This is a genomic window from Bradyrhizobium sp. CCGB01 (assembly GCF_024199795.1).
GTDB lineage: Bacteria > Pseudomonadota > Alphaproteobacteria > Rhizobiales > Xanthobacteraceae > Bradyrhizobium.
This window is the reverse complement of record NZ_JANADK010000001.1, coordinates 8,137,867-8,154,969: the sequence shown is the minus strand read 5'-3', so window position 1 is coordinate 8,154,969 and position 17,103 is coordinate 8,137,867. Positions and strand designations below refer to the sequence as shown.

The window sequence follows — 17,103 nt, the reverse complement described above, 5'->3', positions numbered from 1 at the left end:
GCGCGGGTCCCGAAAGACCTCTAGAAGAGTGCATTGCCTCGCTTTGCGGATTGCCATGACCATCTTCACATTGAAACAACTTGCGTCCACCTCCGTCCACGCCGCAGCCGATGCGATCGGCTGGAACTACGACCGTGCCGAGCTGATCGCCGACGGCGTGATACATGCGATCGGCGTCCTTTCCGGCATCATCGCCGCGACCGTGCTGGTGGTGCTGGCCGCGGTCTATGCCGACGCGACCAACATCATCGGGGTCTCGATCTATGTTGCCGGCCTGCTCTCGATGCTGGTCCTGTCGGCGACCTATAATCTCTGGCCGGTCTCGCCGGCCAAATGGCTGCTGCGGCGGTTCGACCATTCCGCGATCTATCTGCTGATCGCGGCGACCTACACGCCGTTCATCCTCGAGGTGAAGGACAGCGTGTTCGCGCTGGTGCTGCTCGCCGGCGTCTGGTGCGTCGCGATATCAGGCATCGTGCTGAAACTCCTCTACCCCGGCCGGTACGATCGCGTCGCAGTCGGCACCTACCTCGCCATGGGCTGGAGCGGCGTGATGCTCTACGACGCCGTGGTCAGGGCATTGCCCGCGCTGGCGCTGGGCTTCCTCCTTGCAGGCGGCCTGCTCTACAGCTTTGGCGTGATCTTCCATGCCTGGCGGCGGCTGCGCTTCCAGAATGCGATCTGGCACGGCTTTGTCTTGGCTGGCGCGGCGTGCCATTATACTGCGGTGCTCGACCTCGTGTTGAGCTGAGCAGGATCCGCGACGCGGAATAAGCGACGCGGTATAAGACAAGCCAAGCGGCAAAAGACAAGAGGAGACGTCGCATGCAGGTGACCGGCAAGGTCGTGGTCGTCACGGGCGGCGCAAACGGCATCGGCAAGGCGCTGTGCGAGGCTTTTCACAAGGCGGGCGCGGCGAAGGTCGTCGTCGCTGACATGGATGCCGCCAACGCCAGGGCGGTCGCGGCCACGGTGGACGGTGCGGCCTTCAAATGCGATGTCGCGCAGGAGAAGGACATTTCGCACGTCATCGAGGAGACCGAGCGGCAGTTCGGCTCGATCGAATTGTTCTGCTCCAATGCCGGCATCGGCGGCGGTTTCGATCCAATGTCGGTCAATGCCGGTGGCGCTTCCGATGAACCCTGGCAGCGGAGCTGGGCGATCCACGTCATGGCGCATGTCTATGCGGCGCGGCATCTCATCCCCCGCATGAAGGCGCGCGGCGGCGGCTATTTCCTCAACACGATCTCGGCCGCGGGCCTGCTGTCGCAGGTCGGCAGCCCGGCTTATTCCACCACCAAGCATGCCGCGGTCGGGTTTGCCGAAAACCTCGCGATCTCGCACAAGGCGCACAACATCCGTGTCTCGATCCTCTGTCCGCAGGGCGTCGACACCAACATGCTGCGATCGATCCCGAAGGGCCCGCAATCCGGCGATGGCGACCTGACGCCGGAGCAAGTGGCAAAGGACGTCCTCGCCGGCCTCGAGCAGGAGACGTTCCTGATCCTGCCGCATCCTCAGGTGCTCGGCTACATGCGCAAGAAGACCGAGAATTACGACCGCTGGATCGGCGGCATGGCCAAGATCCAGGCGAAGATGCGGGACGATTTCGGGAAGTAGGGCAGGCGGGCACCAAACCCTCGCTGTCGTCCCCGCGAACGCGGGGACCCATAACCGCGGGGAGGTATTTGGCGAAGACTAGTAGTTATTCGGTACTGACACCCGCGCTTCATCGATAGATCACGCGGTATGGGTCCCCGCGTTCGCGGGGACGACACCGGTAGCTACGCCACCGCCTGCCCCTCATCCTCCCCCCGGCTCTGCCTGAGCGCCCGCGCGTAGAGCATCATTCCCTCGCGCACCGTGCGCTGCTCGGCTGTCGTCAGTGCCGCCAGCGCGCCGCTCACCTGCTGCCGGCCAAACGCATGTAGTGCCTCCAGCGTGCGCCGGCCCTTCGCCGTCAGCGACAGCCTCTTGCTGCGCGCGTCCGCCTCATCCTGGGTCTCCCGCAGCTCGCCGCAATCGATCAGCTTGCGCACCATGCGGCTGACGCTGGATTTCTCCAGTCGCAGGAAATCGCCGAGCTCGCCTGAAGTCATCGCACCGCGGATGCCGATCTCCAGGATGGTGTGCACGGCCGAGGGCGGATAGTCCGAGGCCGCCACCGTCGCATCCATGAAGCCGAGCTCGCGCACCATCAGGCGCGAGGCGGCGCGGATGTCGTCGATCAGCGAAAGCTCGGCCACGGCTTGACTCCAGGCATATAGTTGTACCATACAACTATATGCGCGCAGCGGCGCGCGCAAGCGTTTTGGAGTGAGCGATGAACGGAACTTTGCCAGCTGGTGAGCGGATGAAAGGCAAGGTCTGTCTCGTCACGGGCGGCGGCAGCGGGATCGGTCGCGCCACGGCCTTGCGGATGGCGGCGGAAGGCGCGGAAGCGATCATCGTCGCGGGCCGGCGGGAGGCCGAAATCGACGCCACGGCGGTCGCGTGCCGCGAGCTCGGCGCGGACGCCATCCCGTGTCAGACCGACATCACGCGCGAGGACGACGTCGTGCGGCTCGTCCGTACGGCGATTGAGCGTTGCGGCCGGCTCGACGTGGCCTTCAACAATGCGGGCTTCCAGGAACGCCGCGCGCCGCTGGAAGAGCAGGGCACTGATATCTACGACAGCGTGTTCGACACCAATGTCCGCGCGCTGTTCCTGTGCCTGCGCCATCAATTGCCGGCGATGCTGGCGCAGGGGCGCGGCAGCATCGTCGTCAACGCCTCCGTTAGCGGTGTGCGCAATCCCAATCCCGGCTTCTCGCTCTATTCCGCCTCGAAGGCCGCTGCGATCTCGCTGACACGTTCGGCCGCGATGGAGAATGCGCCGCGCGGTATCCGCATCAACGCCATCGCCCCCGGCCGTGTCGTCACCGACATGATGCTGCGCGCCGGTGTCGGCGATATCGCCACCGTCAGTGCCGGCCTGCCGCTGCGGCGGATGGGAAATCCGGAAGAGGTGGCAGAGGCGGTGGTGTGGCTGTCGTCCGACGCGTCATCCTATGTCGTCGGGCATGTGCTGGCGGCCGATGGGGGATTTCTGGCGTCGTGATGTCGTAGCCCGGATGAGCGAAGCGACATCCGGGACCTCCGCTGCACCCCGGATATCGCTGCGCTCATCCGGGCTACGGTACGACGCGCTTCGTCAATGCTTCTGCCCGTAGAGCACCGGCACCGCCGAATCCACGACGACCTCCACCAGGCTCGTCCCCTCGAACGCCATTCCGCGCTTCAGCGCCTCGCCCAGTTCCGCGGCCTTGCTGACCCGTACCGCATGGCACCCCAAGCCTTCGGCCAGTCGCACGAAATCGATCCCCGGCAGCTCCAGCCCGGGCACGTTGCGCACCTGCATCACCTGGCTGAACGAGCGCATCGCGCCGTAGCCGGAATTGTTGATGACGACGATCGTGAGCGGCAGCTTTCGCTGCACGGCGGTCCATAGCGCCTGGATCGAATACATCGCCGAGCCGTCGCCGATCAGGCACACTGTCCGTTGCTTCGGCTTGCCCAGCGCCATGCCGACCGCCGCAGGGAGCGAGTAGCCGAGACCGCCGCTCGCCATGGTGTAAAAACTGTCCTGGCCGCGCATCGGCATGAACTTCTGCATCGCCGGCCGGTGCGAGGGCACTTCCTCGACCAGCGATGCGCCATCCGGCATCGCCTGCGACAGCGAGTGCAGCAGGAATTCGACCGGGAGCGGATCGGCGGCTGGCGGCGCCGGCGGCAGCGTGCGGCCTTTTGGTGTAGCGCGCTTGCTGTCCGGCAGGAGGTCGAGCAGCATCGCGAGCGCGGGTTTCATCGTCGCGATGATGCTGGTGCCGACCGGCGTCACCGCCGCCGCGTCCGGATCGTCGGTAATCTGGAAGATCGTCGCGCCGCCATCGAAGATCGCGGCATGGCCCTCGACATGGAAGGTGAACACCGGCGCGCCGACCACGACGACGAGGTCGTGCTCGCGCAGCGCATCGGAGAGTTGCGCGGGCGAGGCATGCAGGAAGCCCGCGAATTGCGGATGCTGTTCCGGGAACGAGCAGCGCGCCGAGAACGGGCTGACCCACACGCTCGCCTTCGCTTTCTCGGCGACGCGCACCATGAGATCGACCGCGCCGGCGCGGTCGACCCCGGGGCCGACGACGAGGGCAGGGTGTTTTGCGGAGCCGAGCGCCGCGACCAGCGCCTTCATCGCCTCCGCCTCGGGACCGGCCTCGCGGCTGACCTTGCGCGCCTCGACCGGCGTGCAGGCATGCGCCCAGTCGTCGATCGGGATCGACACGAAGGTCGGCCCGCAGGGCGGCTGCATCGCGGTGTAATAGGCGCGCGCGATCGCGGCCGGCACGTCCTCGGGCCGCGCTGGCTCGACGCTGTATTTCACGTAAGGCCGCGGGAATTCCGATGCGCGCTCGGCATAGAGGAACGCCTGCAAGGGAAGGATCGAGCGCGCCTGCTGGCCCGCGGTGATCACGAGCGGCGTCTGGTTGCGATGCGCGGTGTAGATGTTGCCGAGCGCGTTGCCGACGCCGGCCGCCGAATGCAGATTGACGAAGCCGGCATTGCGCGTCGCCTGGGCGTAACCATCGGCCATGCCGACTGCCGAGGCCTCCTGCAGCGCCAACACATAGTCGATGTCATCGGGCCAGTCGCTCAGGAACGGCAGCTCGGTCGAGCCGGGATTGCCGAACACCCTGTCGATGCCGAACGAGCGCAGCAGGTCGAGCGTCGCCTGCTTGACGGTGACGGACTTGCTGCCGGTCGTGCCGTTCTTGGCCATGGTTTCCGTCCCCTTGTTATTTCCTCATCCTGAGGAGCGCGTCTTCGCGCGTCTCGAAGGATGAAGGCCCGGCTGGTGGCCTCGCCCTTCGCGACGCCGCTGCGCGGCTCCTCAGGGTGAGGGTCTAGATTGTCACGTCGCCGCTCGCAATGACGACGTCGCCGTCACCACACCGCCGTGCCCTTCATCGTCGGCTGCCCCTCCGCATTCGCGGTCCACAGCTCCATGCCATCAGCGGTCTCGTTGGCGTTGATGGAGAACTCCGTGCCCTCGAACAGCGGCTGCAGGCCGCGATAGGTGAACTTCTTCGGCGCCTTGCCGCCGTGCAGCTTTGCCGCCATCTCGATGATGAGCGCCGCCTGCAGCGGGCCGTGGAAGATCAGGCCCGGATAGCCCTCGACTTTGGTGACGTAGTCGCGGTCGTAATGGATGCGGTGGCCGTTGAAGGTCAGCGCGGAATAACGGAACAGCAGCACGGGATCGGAGACATGCGTTTCGCGGTGCTGCGCCTTCGGCGGCGGAGGCGGGGCCTTGGCGCCGGCGGGCGCGCTGCTGGTCATCTCTCGGTAGACGATGTCCTGCCGCTCGCGGATGGCTGTGCCGCGCGGCGAGGAGATGCTGTGCTCGACCGAAACGAAGCACAGCGTTCCCGTCGAGCCTGATTTCACCTGTACGTCGGCGATACGTGAGGTCCGGGTCGATTCATCGCCAACCTGCAATGGCTGCAGGAACTCAATCTCGCCGCCGGCCCACATCCGGCGCGGCAGCGGCACCGGCGGCAGGAAGCCGCCGCGGGTGGGATGGCCGTCGGGGCCGAGCATCGACATCGGAAACACCGGCTGCGCCAGACACCAGTGCACCGTGAACGGCGCGGCGTCGCCCTTTTTCGGCTCGCCGACCTCCTGGAACAGCGTCGCGCGCAGGCCCTTCACGAGCTGCGCGGTGACGATGTCGGTGGCCTCCGTGCTGCGGCCGACCCATTGCCGCAAGTGATCGATGTCGAGCTTCTCGGTCATGACGCCTCGCTCTGTTACTTCTTGGACTGGGGCTTTTCGCCGATGCCGGGCACGGCGCCGTAGGCGCGGGTCTCGCCGACGATGATCGGCGCCGGCGCGGGATAGCTGACGCGACCGTTCGGGGTGTCCACCTCGATGCGGCGCAGATGCGGATGGCTGGTGAGGTCGGCCATGGTGTTGACCTCGGCAAAGGCGATGTCGGCATCCGACAGGCGCTTGAGCAGCTCGTCGCGCGTCATCTTGCCGAAGGCATCCGCGACCGTCCTGTCGGTGAAGTCGCGGTTGCGCACGCGCTCGACCATGTTGGCAACGCGCGGATCGGCCGGCAGGTCGGGCTGATCCAGCACCTTCACGCAAAGCGTCTTCCACTCGCGCTCGCTCTGGATCGAAATCAGGATGTCCTTGCCGTCCTTCGAGGTGAACACGCCGTAGGGCGCGATCGAGGGATGGCGCAGGCCCATGCGCTTCGGCGGATTGCCGGCCTCCGAATTGAGCAACGGCACGGTGCACCAGTCCGCCATCACGTCGAACATGGAGATGCGGATGTCGGCGCCCTTGCCGGTACGTCCGCGCCCGATCAGCGCTTCTAAAATCGCCGCATGCGCGGTGGCGCCGGTCGCGACGTCGACGATCGACATGCCGACGCGCGAGGCGCCGTCGGGATTGCCGGTAATGGAAGCGAGCCCGCTCTCGGCCTGGATCAGCAAATCATAGGCCTTGCGGTGCGCGTAGGGGCCTTCGTCGCCATAGCCGGTGATCGTGCACGAGATCAGTTTTGGATAGTCCTTGAGCAAGCGCTCGCGGGAGAAGCCGAGCTTGTCCATCGAGCCCGGCTTCAGGTTCTGGATCAGCACGTCGGCGCTGGCGATCAGCTTCTCCAGCTCGGCGCAGCCTTCCTTGGTGGCAAGATCGACCACCGCCGATTGCTTGCCGCGGTTGAGCCAGACGAAGTAGCTGCTCTGGCCCTTGGCCGCCGCGTCATAGCCGCGGGCGAAATCGCCCTCGGGCCGCTCGATCTTGATCACCTCCGCGCCGGCATCCGCCAGGCGCGAGGAGCAGAACGGCGCCGCCACTGCCTGCTCGACCGCAATCACCCTGATCCCGTCAAGTGCTCCCATGATTGTTGCCTCAGTACGAGCGGGGCATGCCGAGCACGTGCTCGGCGACGAAGGAGAGCACGAGGTTGGTCGAGATCGGCGCCACCTGGTAGAGCCGCGTCTCGCGGAATTTGCGCTCGACGTCGTATTCCTCGGCGAAGCCGAAGCCGCCATGGGTCTGGATGCAGGCATTCGCCGCTTCCCATGACGCATCCGCCGCCAGCATCTTGGCCATGTTGGCTTCCGCGCCGCAGTCGAGCCCGGCCTCGTATTTGCGGGTGGCTTCCTTCACCATCAGCTCCGCCGCGCGCATTGAGGCGTAGGCCTTGGCGATCGGGAATTGAATGCCCTGGTTCTGGCCAATCGGCCGGCCGAACACCGCGCGCTCCTTGGCGTAGTTCGTCGCCTTCGCGATGAACCATTTGGCGTCGCCGACGCATTCAGCCGCGATCAGGATGCGCTCGGCATTCATGCCGGAGAGGATGTAGCGGAACCCCTTGCCTTCCTCGCCGATCAGATTCTCCGCCGGCACCTTCATGTCGGTGAAGAACACTTCGGTGGTGGCGTGGTTCATCATGGTGCGGATCGGGCGGATCTCGAGGCCATTGTTCTTGGCTTCGCGCATGTCGACGATGAACACCGACAGACCATCCGTGCGCTTCTTGGCCTGCTCCTTCGGCGTGGTGCGCGCCAGCAGCACCATCAGGTCGGAATGCTCGGCGCGGCTGGTCCAGATCTTCTGGCCGTTGACGATGTAGCTGTCGTTGCCTTCCTTGCGCGCGAAGGTCTTGAGCGAGGAGGTGTCGGTACCGCTGGTCGGCTCGGTGACGCCGAAGGCCTGCAGGCGCAATTCGCCGCTGGCGATCTTCGGCAGGTACTTTGCCTTCTGCTCTTTGTTTCCGTGCCGCAGCACGGTGCCCATCGTGTACATCTGGGCGTGGCAGCCGCCGCCGTTGCAGCCCGCGCGCTGGATCTCTTCGAGGATCGCCGCGGCAGCCGAGAGCTTCAGGCCGGCGCCGCCATATTCCTCGGGGATCAGCACCGAGAGATAGCCGGCCTCGGTCAGCGCATCGACGAAGGCCTTGGGATAGGCCATCTCGCGATCGAGCTTGCGCCAGTATTCGCCGGGAAACTGCGCGCAGAGTTTTGCGACGGCTTCGCGGATGTCGGCGTGATCTTCGGTGTGGTGTTCTTCACTCATGGCGTTTCCCGTATCTAGCGGCAGTCAAGATAACGCCGGCCGATCCTCTGGCGTTGTGAAAACATCGCCAGCCCCCTATGCTCATTTGCTATAGCGTATGGAGTAGCCTTCCAGGATTGGCAAGCATGGATTTCCGGCAGCTCAGGACCTTCAGTTGCGTGGCGGAGCTCGGCAGCCTGAGCAAGGCGTCCGACACGCTGCGCGTGGCGCAGCCGGCGCTCTCCAGGCAGATCAAGCTGCTTGAACACGAGCTGCGCACCGAATTGTTCACGCGCAACGGCCGCGGCATGGTGCTGACCGAGGCCGGGCGTCTGCTCCTGGCGCGCACCTCCGGCATCGTGCGGCAGATCGACCAGATCCGCGACGACATCCAGTCGGCCAAGGGGCCGCCGTCGGGCCAGGTCGTGCTCGGCCTGGTTCCGACCGTGAGCTGCGTGCTGTCGGCGCGCTTCGCGCGGCGCTGCGTCGAAAAGTTTCCCGGCATCTCGCTGCGCATCGTCGAGAGCTACAGCGGCCATCTGGTCGAATGGCTGCATCGCGGCGAGATGGACCTTGCCATCCTCTATGGTCGCTCCGCCGATCTGCATCTCAACGTCGAGAGCCTCGGCCGCGACAACATCGTCGCGGTCGGCCCGCGCGGATGCGGCCTCGCGCGCAAGAAGAGCGTCGACATCGGCTGGCTGCTGCGCCAGCGGCTGGTGCTGCCCAGTCATTCCCACGGCCTCCGCGCGCTGATCGAGCACGCGGCCGCCCAGCGCAAGATCAAGCTCGACGTCCAGCTCGAGGCGGATTCGTTCCGCGTGCTGACGAGCCTCGTCGAGGAGGGCCTCGGCTTCGCACTGCTGCCGCCCTCGTCGGTCCACGGCGAGGTCGCCGATGGCCGGCTGGAAACCGCGCCCGTATCCAGGCCGATGACGCGCGAGCTCATTTTCGCCTCTCCGATCGACCGCCCGGCCTCGACGGCCTCGCTCGCCATCACGACACTCTTGCGCGAGGAAGTCGCTGCCTGCCGCAAGGAAGGCCTGTGGGACATTCGCCTGGCTTGAAGCGCCGGGGCTGAATTCTCAGGAGGATTTAGGACACAAGCCCGCAGCCGGCCCTTCTCATCTTGAGCGAGCTGTCATGCCGGAATTTTATAGCTGGGCCGTGTCGCGCCTCATCCCTCCGCTGTCATCGCCCGCCTTGTGCGCACTTGCGCACTGGGGCGGGCGATCCAGTATTCCAGAGGCCGCAGTGCTTGAGCCGAGAAGCCGCGGCGTACTGGATGCCCCGCTTTCGCGGGGCATGACAGCGAGATTGGGGAGACGGGTTGCCCCAAGGGAGTCCGTAGAGCCCGGCCTACCCCGGAATCCTTACCGGCAGCGACTCATAGCCCTTGATGAAGCTCGAATAGATCCGCTTGGGCTCGCCGACCACCTCGATGCGGTCGAACCGCTTCAGCATCTCCTCCCAGACGATCCGGAGCTGCAGCTCGGCCAGGCGCATGCCGACGCAGCGGTGGATGCCGAAGCCGAAGGAGAGATGGGTGCGCGGCCGCGGGCGGTCGATGATGAACTCGTTCGGCTTCTCGAACATCTCCTCGTCGCGGTTGCCCGAGACGTACCACATCACGACGCGGTCGCCCTTCTTGATGTGCTTGCCGCCGACCTCGGTGTCCTGGAGCGCGGTGCGCCGCATGTGGGCGAGCGGGGTCTGCCAGCGGATCACCTCGGGCACCATGGAATCGATCAGCGCCGGATTGTTCCGCAGCATCTCGTACTGGTCCGGGTTCTCGTTCAGTGCCAGCACCGAGCCGGTCATGGTGTTGCGCGTGGTGTCGTTGCCGCCGACGATGAGCAGGATGATGTTGCCCATGAGGTTGTCGGGGTCCATGAAACGCGTCGCATCGTTATGCGCCATGAGCGACAAGAGATCGTTGCGTGGCGCGGAGTTGACGCGCTCGTTCCACAGCTTCGACATATAGGCGTAGCACTCGTCCATCTCGCGGCGGCGCTCCTCGGCCGAGGCGACGATGCCGCTCTTGGGCAGCGCGGTCGAGACGTCCGACCAGCGCGTCAGCTTGCGCCGCTCCTCCCAGGGGAAGTCGAACAGGGTGGCCAGCATCTGCGTCGTCAGCTCGATCGAGACGCGCTCGACGAAGTTGAAGGTCTCGTTGCGCGGCAGATTGTCGAGCACGGTCTGCGAGCGCTGGCGGATCAGTTTGGCCAGCTCGTCCAGGTGCTGAGGGGTGAACATCGGCGACACCGTCTTGCGCTGCGACGAATGACGCGGCTGATCCATCGCGATGAAGCTCGGCCAGTCATAGCCTTGCGGCACGTCGCGGATCGAGATGCCGCCGAGCGTCGAGTCCGAGGAGAAGATGCCGTGATTGGTGTCGACATGCATGATGTCGTTGTATTTCACCACCGACCAGTACGGCTCGATCGGCGCGTTGGTGCAGTAATGCACCGGCTCTTCCTTGCGCAGCCGCTCGAACCACGGCCACAAGGTGTCGTCCTGGAACAGCCTTGGCGCGCCGGGGTGGAATTGCGCCAGCGGCGTCGCATAGGCCTCCTCGCGGGCCCTGCGCATGCGTTCGGCCCTGTCCACTTTAACCGGCGCTTGGATGTTCATGGTCGTGGCTCCAGTTGGTTCTTTCCCTCGCCTCTCCCCGCCCTGTCACGCCGAAGCTTTGGCGAAGGCGGATGCGGGGCGAGGGGGCGTCTTGGCTCACGCCGCAATCTTCACGGGCAGCGTTTCCAAACCCTTTACGAAACTCGAATAGACCCGCCTGGGTTCGCCGACCACGTCGATATGATCGAAGCGCTTGAGGATCTCTTCCCAGATAATCTTGAGCTGGAGTTCGGCAAGCCGCAAGCCCACGCAGCGATGGATGCCGAAGCCGAAGGAGAGATGCGTGCGCGGGCGGGCGCGGTCGATGATGAAATCGTAGGGTTTTTCGATCGCCTCGGCGTCGCGGTTGCCCGAGACATACCACATCACGACCTTGTCACCCTTCTTGATCTGCTTGCCCCGGAACTCGAAGTCGGCAAGCGCGGTGCGGCGCATGTGCGCGAGCGGCGTCTGCCAGCGGATCACCTCCGGCACGAAACTGTCGAGCAGCGCGGGGTTCTCGCGCAGCTTGCGATACTGCTCCGGATGCTGGCTCAGCGCGTAGATCGAGCCCGACATGGTGTTGCGGGTGGTGTCGTTGCCGCCGACGATCAAAAGAACGAGATTGCCGAGGAAGTTCTTCGCGTCCATGTCGCGTGTCGCGGCGCCATGCGCCATCATCGAGAGCAGGTCGCTCTTCGGCGGCTGCTCGATGCGCTCCTTCCAGAGGCGCGCGAAATAGCCGGCGCATTCCGTCAGCTCGGCCTGCCGCTCGTCCTCGGTGGCGACGAGGCCGTCGGGGCCGGGAATGGTGGTGGCGATGTCCGACCAGCGCGTCAGCTTGCGGCGGTCTTCCCAGGGGAAGTCGAACAGCACCGCCAGCATCTGCGTAGTGAGCTCGATCGAGACGCGGTCAACCCAGTCGAACACCTCGCCGCGGGGCAAATTGTCCAGGCACTCGGCCGAGCGCGTGCGGATGTTGAGGGCGAGATTGTCCAGATGCGTCGGCGTGAACATCGGCGCCACGGTCTTGCGCTGGGCGGCGTGGCGCGGCGGATCCATCGAGATGAAACTCTCGCGGCGCAAATCCGGATCGATGTCGCGGATGGTGATGCCGCCGAGCGCGGAGGCCGAGGAGAACACCGAATGGTTGGTCTCGATCTCCATGATGTCGTTGTAGCGCGTCACCGACCAGTACGGCCCGAACATCGAGTCCTTGCAGTAGTGCACGGGATCTTCGCGGCGCAGGCGATCGAAATAGGGCCAGAACGTATCGGTCCTGAACAATTCGGGATCGCCCGGATCGAACTGTTCCAGCGGCAGTGACGTGGCGCGTGCGCGTAGCTCGTCGAGCTTCGCCTCGCTCTCGATGGTCCCATGCATGACCGCTCTCCCTGACATGAACCGCGCGTTCTCGTTGAATTCTGCGCTGCGGTATTTGATTTGCAATTACAGCCGGTTGTCTGCGTCGGAGCAAGGGAGAGTTTTGCCACATCCAACCTTTGGGCGTGGCCGGGCGCGTAGCCCGGATGGAGCGAAGCGCAATCCGGGATTCGGACCGCAACGACCACTGTCCCGGATTACGCGGAGCTTGTCATCGGGCGGCGCTTTGCGCCGACCCGTTGGCTCCATCCGGGCTGCGTGACCGTCCACCAAGGTGATCTTCCGCACGCCGTTTGTCGTGAAACCTGCGAGAAACCGGCTGGTATCGAGGTAAATCGAACCCGCCCATCTTGGGGATCGACTAATCTCTGATCTATAGTTTGACCGTACCAGGTCCGCACCCCGAGGTTGCCGCCGTGAACGACATGCAATGGGCCCCCATCGGCTCCGAACCGCTACCGCCGCCGCTGCCGCCGACGCGGGTCGATTTCACCGGCAACCGCACCGAGTTCCGCAAAATGGTCACCAAGGGTGCCATGCTGGAGCTCGTCACCTTCGGCTTCTACCGGTTCTGGCTGGTCACCGACATCCGCCGTCATTTGTGGACGAACACGGCGATCGACGGCGATGCCGCCGAATATACCGGCCGGGCCAAGGAGCTGCTGGTCGGCTTCCTGTTTGCGCTCGCCATCCTGGTGCCGATCTACCTCGCTTATTTTCTCATCGGCATCGAATTCGAGCGCTGGCAGGGCTTTGCCTCGACGCCGCTGTTCATCAGCTTCTACGCCTTCGGCCAGTTCGCGATTTTTCGTGCGCGGCGCTACCGGCTGACGCGCACGGTCTGGCGCGGCGTCCGGTTCTGGATGGACGGCTCGGGCTGGGCCTATTCGTTCCGCGCCATGGCGTGGGGCCTGCTGGTGTTCCTGACGCTTGGCCTTGCGCTGCCCTGGCGCGCGGCTGCGCTGGAGCGCTACAAGATGCAGCACACCCGTTACGGCGATTTGCGCGGCGATTTCGAAGGCGACGGCTGGACGTTCTTCAAGCGCGGCTGGTGGCTGTGGCTGCTCAGCCCGGTCGCAATCGTGATCTTCCCGCTCGCCCCGTTCTTCTATGCCGAGTTCAAGGCGCGCGAATGGCGCTGGTGGCTCGACGGCATCCGCATCGGCGGCGTCAGCCTGTCCTCGGAGTTGCCGCATGATGCGTTCTACGGCCTGTACTGGAAGGTGATCGGCTGGTGGATGCTGCTTTCGACCATCTTCGGCGCCTATCTCGGCGGCGCGACCATGCTGGTCGTCCAGCTGAGCGGCGTTCCGGCCGAGCAGGTTTTCGAGCCCGGCAATGGCGCCAGGAGCATCCCGATGCTGGTGGTGATGGTCCTCGGCTATTTCGCCGTGGCGCTTGCGGTCAACATCATCATGCGGGTCTATCTTCAGCGCGATCTCTGGACCAAGGTGCTGGAGACCGTCGAGGTGCACAACATCGCCGCCGCGGCGGATGTGCGCGGCAGCGGCGAGCTTGCCAGCGCGCTCGGCGAAGGCTTTGCCGATGGGCTTGATGTTGCGGGATTCTGATCTGTGAGTGAGTTGTCCACCGAGGCCCCGGCGCAGTCCGTCAAGCCGACGATCTTCTTCGACGGCGTGTCGAGCCGCAGGCGGCAGGTGGAGTTGACGCTCGGTGATGCGCTCGAGATCCTTGAGGAGGGCGGAGCGCCGGTTCGCTGGGCCTATGCCGACATCCGCCGCGCCGACAGCCCGGCCGGCATGTTGCGCCTGGCCTCGAATTCCGCGCCGCCCTTGGCGCGGCTTGAAATCCGCGACGCTGCGCTGGCCGCCGACGTGATCGCCCGCTGCATGCGTCTCGACGAACACCAGACCTCGCGCCGCGGTGTCGCGAAGATCGTCGGCTGGTCGGTCGCTGCCGCCGTCTCCATCGTCTGCGTCGTGCTGTTCGGCGTGCCGCTCGCTGCCGACCGGCTCGCGCCGCTGGTGCCCAAGCCGATCGAACGGCGCATCGGCGACGCATCCGAAGTCCAGGTGAAAACCATCTTCGGCCGCAACGTGTGCGAAGACCCCGCAGGCAAGGCCGCGTTCACGAAATTGGTCAACCGCCTGCGCGATGCCGCCGGCCTCGACGATGACTCCATGACGGCGAGCGTGCTGCCGACCTCGGTGCCGAATGCGTTCGCGCTGCCCGGCGGCAAGGTCTACGTGCTGAGGGGCCTGGTCGACAAGGCGGAAAACCCGGACGAACTGGCCGGCATCCTCGCGCACGAGCTCGGTCATCTCAAGCATTACGACAACATGCGCGGGCTGATCTACAACGGCGGCACCTCGTTCCTGATCGGCCTGTTGTTCGGCGACGTCACCGGCTCGTCCGCCGTGATCTTCGCCTCGCGCAGCGTGGTCGAAGCCTCCTATTCGCGCGAGGCGGAGACCGCTGCCGATACGTTCGCGATCGAGATCATGCACAAACTCGGCCGCTCGCCGAAGCCCGCGGCCGAATTGATGTTCCGCATCACCGGCAAGGAAGGCGGCTCTGGCCTGACGACCATCCTCGCCAGCCACCCGCTGACCGAGGACCGCCTTGCGCGGATGACCAGGGAAGACCGCCCCGTCAGCGGCCCGCCGCTGCTGACGGACAAGGAATGGCAGTCGCTGAAGCTGATTTGCGGCAGCGGGAAGATTTGAGCCAAGCGTGGCGGGAAGCGCGCATGCGGCCATCCTTCGAGACGCCCGCTTTGCGGGCTCCTCAGGATGAGGACTGAATGTGTGGCCGCTATTTCCGCCGGCAAAGCTGTTGCTCAGCCTCATCCTGAGGAGACCGCGAAGCGGTCGTCTCGAAGGACGAGGCGCTTGCTCCGACCCCGCCACGATCATGTTCGATGGCCCAGTCCGCGCGTGGGGGAGCGGTGAACCTTGTTCGTTGCTTACCTTGTCCCGTAAGCGCGATCGCCGGCGTCGCCGAGGCCCGGCAGGATAAAGCCGTTCTCGTCGAGGCCCTCGTCCACCGCCGCCGTCCAGATCGGTACGTCGGGATGCAAGCCGCGCAGCCGCTCTAACCCTTCCGGGGCGGCGATCAGGCAGGCGAGGCGGATGTCCTTGGCGCCGCGCTCTTTCAGCCGGTCGATTGCGGCGACTGCCGTGTTGGCGGTGGCGACCACCGGCGTCACCACGATGGCGAGGCGCTCACCGAGATCGGACGGCGATTTGAAGAAATACTCGACCGCCGCAAAACTGTACGGCTCGCGGTAGAGCCCGATATGGGCGACGCGCGCGGTCGGCACCAGATCCATCATGCCGTCGACGAAGGTGGTGCCCGCGCGCAGCATCGGCACGAACACCAGCTTCTTGCCGGCGATCTTGGCCGAGTGCATCGTCGCCAGCGGCGTCTCGATCACAGTGTCAGCGAGCGGCAAATCGCGCGTCACCTCGTAGCACAGGAGCATGCCGATCTCCTTGATCAGCTCGCGAAACGATTTGGTGGAGATGGATTTGTCCCGCACCAGCGTCAGCTTGTGCTGCACCAGCGGATGATCGACGATCGTGACGCCTTCCATGTAACGCTCCTAACGAAATGCGCGTTGGTTGAAATGCAACGAGCCGGCGATTCTTCCTTCTCCCCTTGTGGGAGAAGGTGGCGCGAAGCGCCGGATGAGGGGTTCTCTCCCGCGAACTTCACTGAGAGATGTGTCCGCGGAGACATACCCCTCACCCGGCTTCGCTCTCGCGAAGCCACCCTCTCCCACAAGGGGAGAGGGTTAGAACACGGTGCCGTCGCTGATCACCTTGAGTGGTGGCGAACCGTCGGGCCGCCGCGAAAAAGCGATGGCGCGGCCGGCGGCCCAGGTGCCACCTTCCAGAATGCTTGCGAGCGGCAATGTGTCGGGCGTGCGGCCGAGCTTTACGCGGATGCGCTCCGCCAGCCGGTCCAGCAACGCGACGGTCAGCGCGCGCCACTCCACGACGAGCAGCGAATCCACGGCATGCGCGCGCCCGGCATCGGCGGCCTCGCGCAGGCGCAGCACGTCGTGATCGACGAACAGGCCGCCATTGCGGTATTCGGCAAGCCCGGTCAGGCCGTCGATGTCGGTGACGACAAATCCGGCGCGCTGGAGCGGCTCGATCAGCGAATAGCTCAGCCATTGCGACAGCTTGTGCAGGGGGACGAGGCCAGCAGTTGCGTCGTCCGCCTTGATCGCCGGATGGCGCCAGCAATCGCCGAGCGGAACGCCGCCAAGCTCCAGACGTGACGGCCAGATCGGCCCGAGCTGGTTCAGCACGGCGGACAGGATGGCGGGCGCGGGGATGGCGCCGTCACTCGCCTGCGTTGCGATGTGATCGAACAGGCCGCCCGGCCGCGGCGTATCGCGCTGGCCGAAGACGTCCGCGCGCTCCGCCACCAGCTTGCCCAGGCGCCGCAGCAGATCAGTGCGTCCTTCAAGCCCTAGCAGCGGATTGGTCTCGCTCACCTGAAAGGCGGACGTCAGCGCGGCGAGCGGCAGTTGCGCGAGCACGTCGGCATCGGCCCTGAAGGGCGCGCTGGCATCGCGAGAGAACAGACCGCCCGCGAACATGTCGAGGCTGGCGATCGCAAGCCCCTCGGATCGGCCGATGCTTTCGCCGCTCACCGCGTCGCGATACCGCCATGCCGCGCCCGCGCCGGCATCGAGCAGCACACTGACGATGGCAAGATCGAATTCCGCCCGCGCCCGTGCGGCGCGATCGGTCCACGATCCAGCATCCGCGAACCGCGCCCAGCGATCGACGCCGCCAAGCACAAAATGCCGCCAGCGTGCATGGAAGGGGATGTCCAGCGTCGGATAGGCTATTCGCGTGACCGCGAGCACGGCCTCCGCAACACCATCCATGCGATCGAGATCGATCGTGAAGTGGCTCAATCCACCGGCAAGGCCGATCTCGAGCATCTGCCCGGCCCGCGCACGCACCGCCTTTGCGGTGAGCAGCGAGCGGGCCTCTCGTTCCAAAGCGTTCGCCATCG

Annotated in this window: 15 protein-coding genes; 6 read left to right on the top strand and 9 right to left on the bottom strand. The window is 65.4% G+C overall.

All coding sequences use genetic code 11. From position 1 onward, the window contains the following. Positions 1-55 precede the first annotated feature (55 nt). Entirely contained in the window at positions 56-751 is a 696-nt protein-coding gene (locus NLM25_RS38350) for a hemolysin III family protein (protein WP_254140330.1), read from the top strand. Between the two features lie 74 nt (positions 752-825). After that, positions 826-1,620, top strand: coding sequence for an SDR family oxidoreductase (locus tag NLM25_RS38345; protein ID WP_254140329.1), 795 nt, complete (start codon positions 826-828; stop codon positions 1,618-1,620). Between the two features lie 164 nt (positions 1,621-1,784). Here NLM25_RS38345 and NLM25_RS38340 read toward each other — a convergent pair whose 3' ends face one another. Beyond that, a complete protein-coding gene (locus NLM25_RS38340) occupies positions 1,785-2,246 on the bottom strand; it encodes a MarR family winged helix-turn-helix transcriptional regulator (RefSeq protein WP_254140328.1) in 462 nt (153 codons plus the stop codon). 77 nt (positions 2,247-2,323) lie between these two features. Here NLM25_RS38340 and NLM25_RS38335 point away from each other — a divergent pair, with 77 nt between their 5' ends. Continuing rightward, positions 2,324-3,100: an SDR family NAD(P)-dependent oxidoreductase gene (locus tag NLM25_RS38335; RefSeq protein WP_254140327.1), complete on the top strand. Its 777-nt coding sequence runs from the start codon at positions 2,324-2,326 to the stop codon at positions 3,098-3,100. 93 nt (positions 3,101-3,193) lie between these two features. On the opposite strand, the gene mdlC is transcribed toward NLM25_RS38335, so the two are convergent. The 4 genes from mdlC to NLM25_RS38315 all read right to left on the bottom strand — a co-directional run bounded on the left by mdlC (position 3,194) and on the right by NLM25_RS38315 (position 8,130). Further along, complete coding sequence (mdlC, locus tag NLM25_RS38330; RefSeq protein ID WP_254140326.1) at positions 3,194-4,816, bottom strand: benzoylformate decarboxylase; 1,623 nt, start codon at positions 4,814-4,816, stop codon at positions 3,194-3,196. Positions 4,817-4,980: 164 nt separating this feature from the next. Next, positions 4,981-5,832, bottom strand: a complete 852-nt coding sequence (locus NLM25_RS38325) for a MaoC family dehydratase N-terminal domain-containing protein (protein ID WP_254140325.1) — start codon at positions 5,830-5,832, stop codon at positions 4,981-4,983. 14 nt (positions 5,833-5,846) lie between these two features. Beyond that, positions 5,847-6,950: a CaiB/BaiF CoA-transferase family protein gene (locus NLM25_RS38320; protein ID WP_254140324.1), complete on the bottom strand. Its 1,104-nt coding sequence runs from the start codon at positions 6,948-6,950 to the stop codon at positions 5,847-5,849. A gap of 10 nt (positions 6,951-6,960) precedes the next feature. Continuing rightward, entirely contained in the window at positions 6,961-8,130 is a 1,170-nt protein-coding gene (locus NLM25_RS38315; protein ID WP_254140323.1) for an acyl-CoA dehydrogenase family protein, read from the bottom strand. A gap of 125 nt (positions 8,131-8,255) precedes the next feature. Between NLM25_RS38315 and NLM25_RS38310 the strand changes: the two genes are divergently transcribed. Next, the gene (locus NLM25_RS38310) at positions 8,256-9,176 is read left to right on the top strand and encodes a LysR substrate-binding domain-containing protein (protein WP_254140322.1); all 921 of its coding nucleotides are present in this window, start codon (positions 8,256-8,258) and stop codon (positions 9,174-9,176) included. A 292-nt stretch (positions 9,177-9,468) separates the two neighbouring features. Here the strand turns inward: NLM25_RS38310 and NLM25_RS38305 are convergent, their stop codons facing one another. Together NLM25_RS38305 and NLM25_RS38300 are read right to left on the bottom strand one after the other, a co-directional pair. Further along, the gene (locus NLM25_RS38305; RefSeq protein ID WP_254140321.1) at positions 9,469-10,743 is read right to left on the bottom strand and encodes a cytochrome P450; all 1,275 of its coding nucleotides are present in this window, start codon (positions 10,741-10,743) and stop codon (positions 9,469-9,471) included. Positions 10,744-10,839: 96 nt separating this feature from the next. Then, entirely contained in the window at positions 10,840-12,105 is a 1,266-nt protein-coding gene (locus tag NLM25_RS38300) for a cytochrome P450 (protein ID WP_254140320.1), read from the bottom strand. Positions 12,106-12,530: 425 nt separating this feature from the next. On the opposite strand from NLM25_RS38300, the gene NLM25_RS38295 reads away from it, so the two are divergent. Continuing rightward, on the top strand, positions 12,531-13,676 hold the full coding sequence (locus tag NLM25_RS38295; protein ID WP_256571093.1) for a YjgN family protein: 1,146 nt from the start codon (positions 12,531-12,533) through the stop codon (positions 13,674-13,676). 3 nt (positions 13,677-13,679) lie between these two features. Beyond that, positions 13,680-14,792 carry a M48 family metallopeptidase gene (locus tag NLM25_RS38290; protein WP_254140318.1) on the top strand — a complete coding sequence of 371 codons (1,113 nt, stop codon included), beginning with the start codon at positions 13,680-13,682 and terminating at the stop codon, positions 14,790-14,792. 239 nt (positions 14,793-15,031) lie between these two features. Here NLM25_RS38290 and upp read toward each other — a convergent pair whose 3' ends face one another. Both upp and NLM25_RS38280 read right to left on the bottom strand, forming a co-directional pair. Further along, a complete protein-coding gene (gene upp, locus NLM25_RS38285) occupies positions 15,032-15,661 on the bottom strand; it encodes a uracil phosphoribosyltransferase (RefSeq protein ID WP_254140317.1) in 630 nt (209 codons plus the stop codon). 201 nt (positions 15,662-15,862) lie between these two features. Beyond that, positions 15,863-17,101, bottom strand: coding sequence for a URC4/urg3 family protein (locus NLM25_RS38280; RefSeq protein ID WP_254140316.1), 1,239 nt, complete (start codon positions 17,099-17,101; stop codon positions 15,863-15,865). Positions 17,102-17,103: the final 2 nt, after the last annotated feature.

Excerpts from the sequence above, each read along its gene's own strand:
- NLM25_RS38350 (WP_254140330.1), top strand. The coding sequence starts at position 56 with ATGACCATCTTCACATTGAAACAACTTGCGTCCACCTCCGTCCACGCC.
- NLM25_RS38345 (WP_254140329.1), top strand. The coding sequence starts at position 826 with ATGCAGGTGACCGGCAAGGTCGTGGTCGTCACGGGCGGCGCAAACGGC.
- NLM25_RS38335 (WP_254140327.1), top strand. The coding sequence starts at position 2,324 with ATGAACGGAACTTTGCCAGCTGGTGAGCGGATGAAAGGCAAGGTCTGT.
- mdlC (WP_254140326.1), bottom strand. The coding sequence starts at position 4,816 with ATGGCCAAGAACGGCACGACCGGCAGCAAGTCCGTCACCGTCAAGCAG.
- NLM25_RS38325 (WP_254140325.1), bottom strand. The coding sequence starts at position 5,832 with ATGACCGAGAAGCTCGACATCGATCACTTGCGGCAATGGGTCGGCCGC.
- NLM25_RS38320 (WP_254140324.1), bottom strand. The coding sequence starts at position 6,950 with ATGGGAGCACTTGACGGGATCAGGGTGATTGCGGTCGAGCAGGCAGTG.
- NLM25_RS38315 (WP_254140323.1), bottom strand. The coding sequence starts at position 8,130 with ATGAGTGAAGAACACCACACCGAAGATCACGCCGACATCCGCGAAGCC.
- NLM25_RS38310 (WP_254140322.1), top strand. The coding sequence starts at position 8,256 with ATGGATTTCCGGCAGCTCAGGACCTTCAGTTGCGTGGCGGAGCTCGGC.
- NLM25_RS38305 (WP_254140321.1), bottom strand. The coding sequence starts at position 10,743 with ATGAACATCCAAGCGCCGGTTAAAGTGGACAGGGCCGAACGCATGCGC.
- NLM25_RS38300 (WP_254140320.1), bottom strand. The coding sequence starts at position 12,105 with ATGCATGGGACCATCGAGAGCGAGGCGAAGCTCGACGAGCTACGCGCA.
- NLM25_RS38295 (WP_256571093.1), top strand. The coding sequence starts at position 12,531 with ATGCAATGGGCCCCCATCGGCTCCGAACCGCTACCGCCGCCGCTGCCG.
- upp (WP_254140317.1), bottom strand. The coding sequence starts at position 15,661 with ATGGAAGGCGTCACGATCGTCGATCATCCGCTGGTGCAGCACAAGCTG.
- NLM25_RS38280 (WP_254140316.1), bottom strand. The coding sequence starts at position 17,101 with ATGGCGAACGCTTTGGAACGAGAGGCCCGCTCGCTGCTCACCGCAAAG.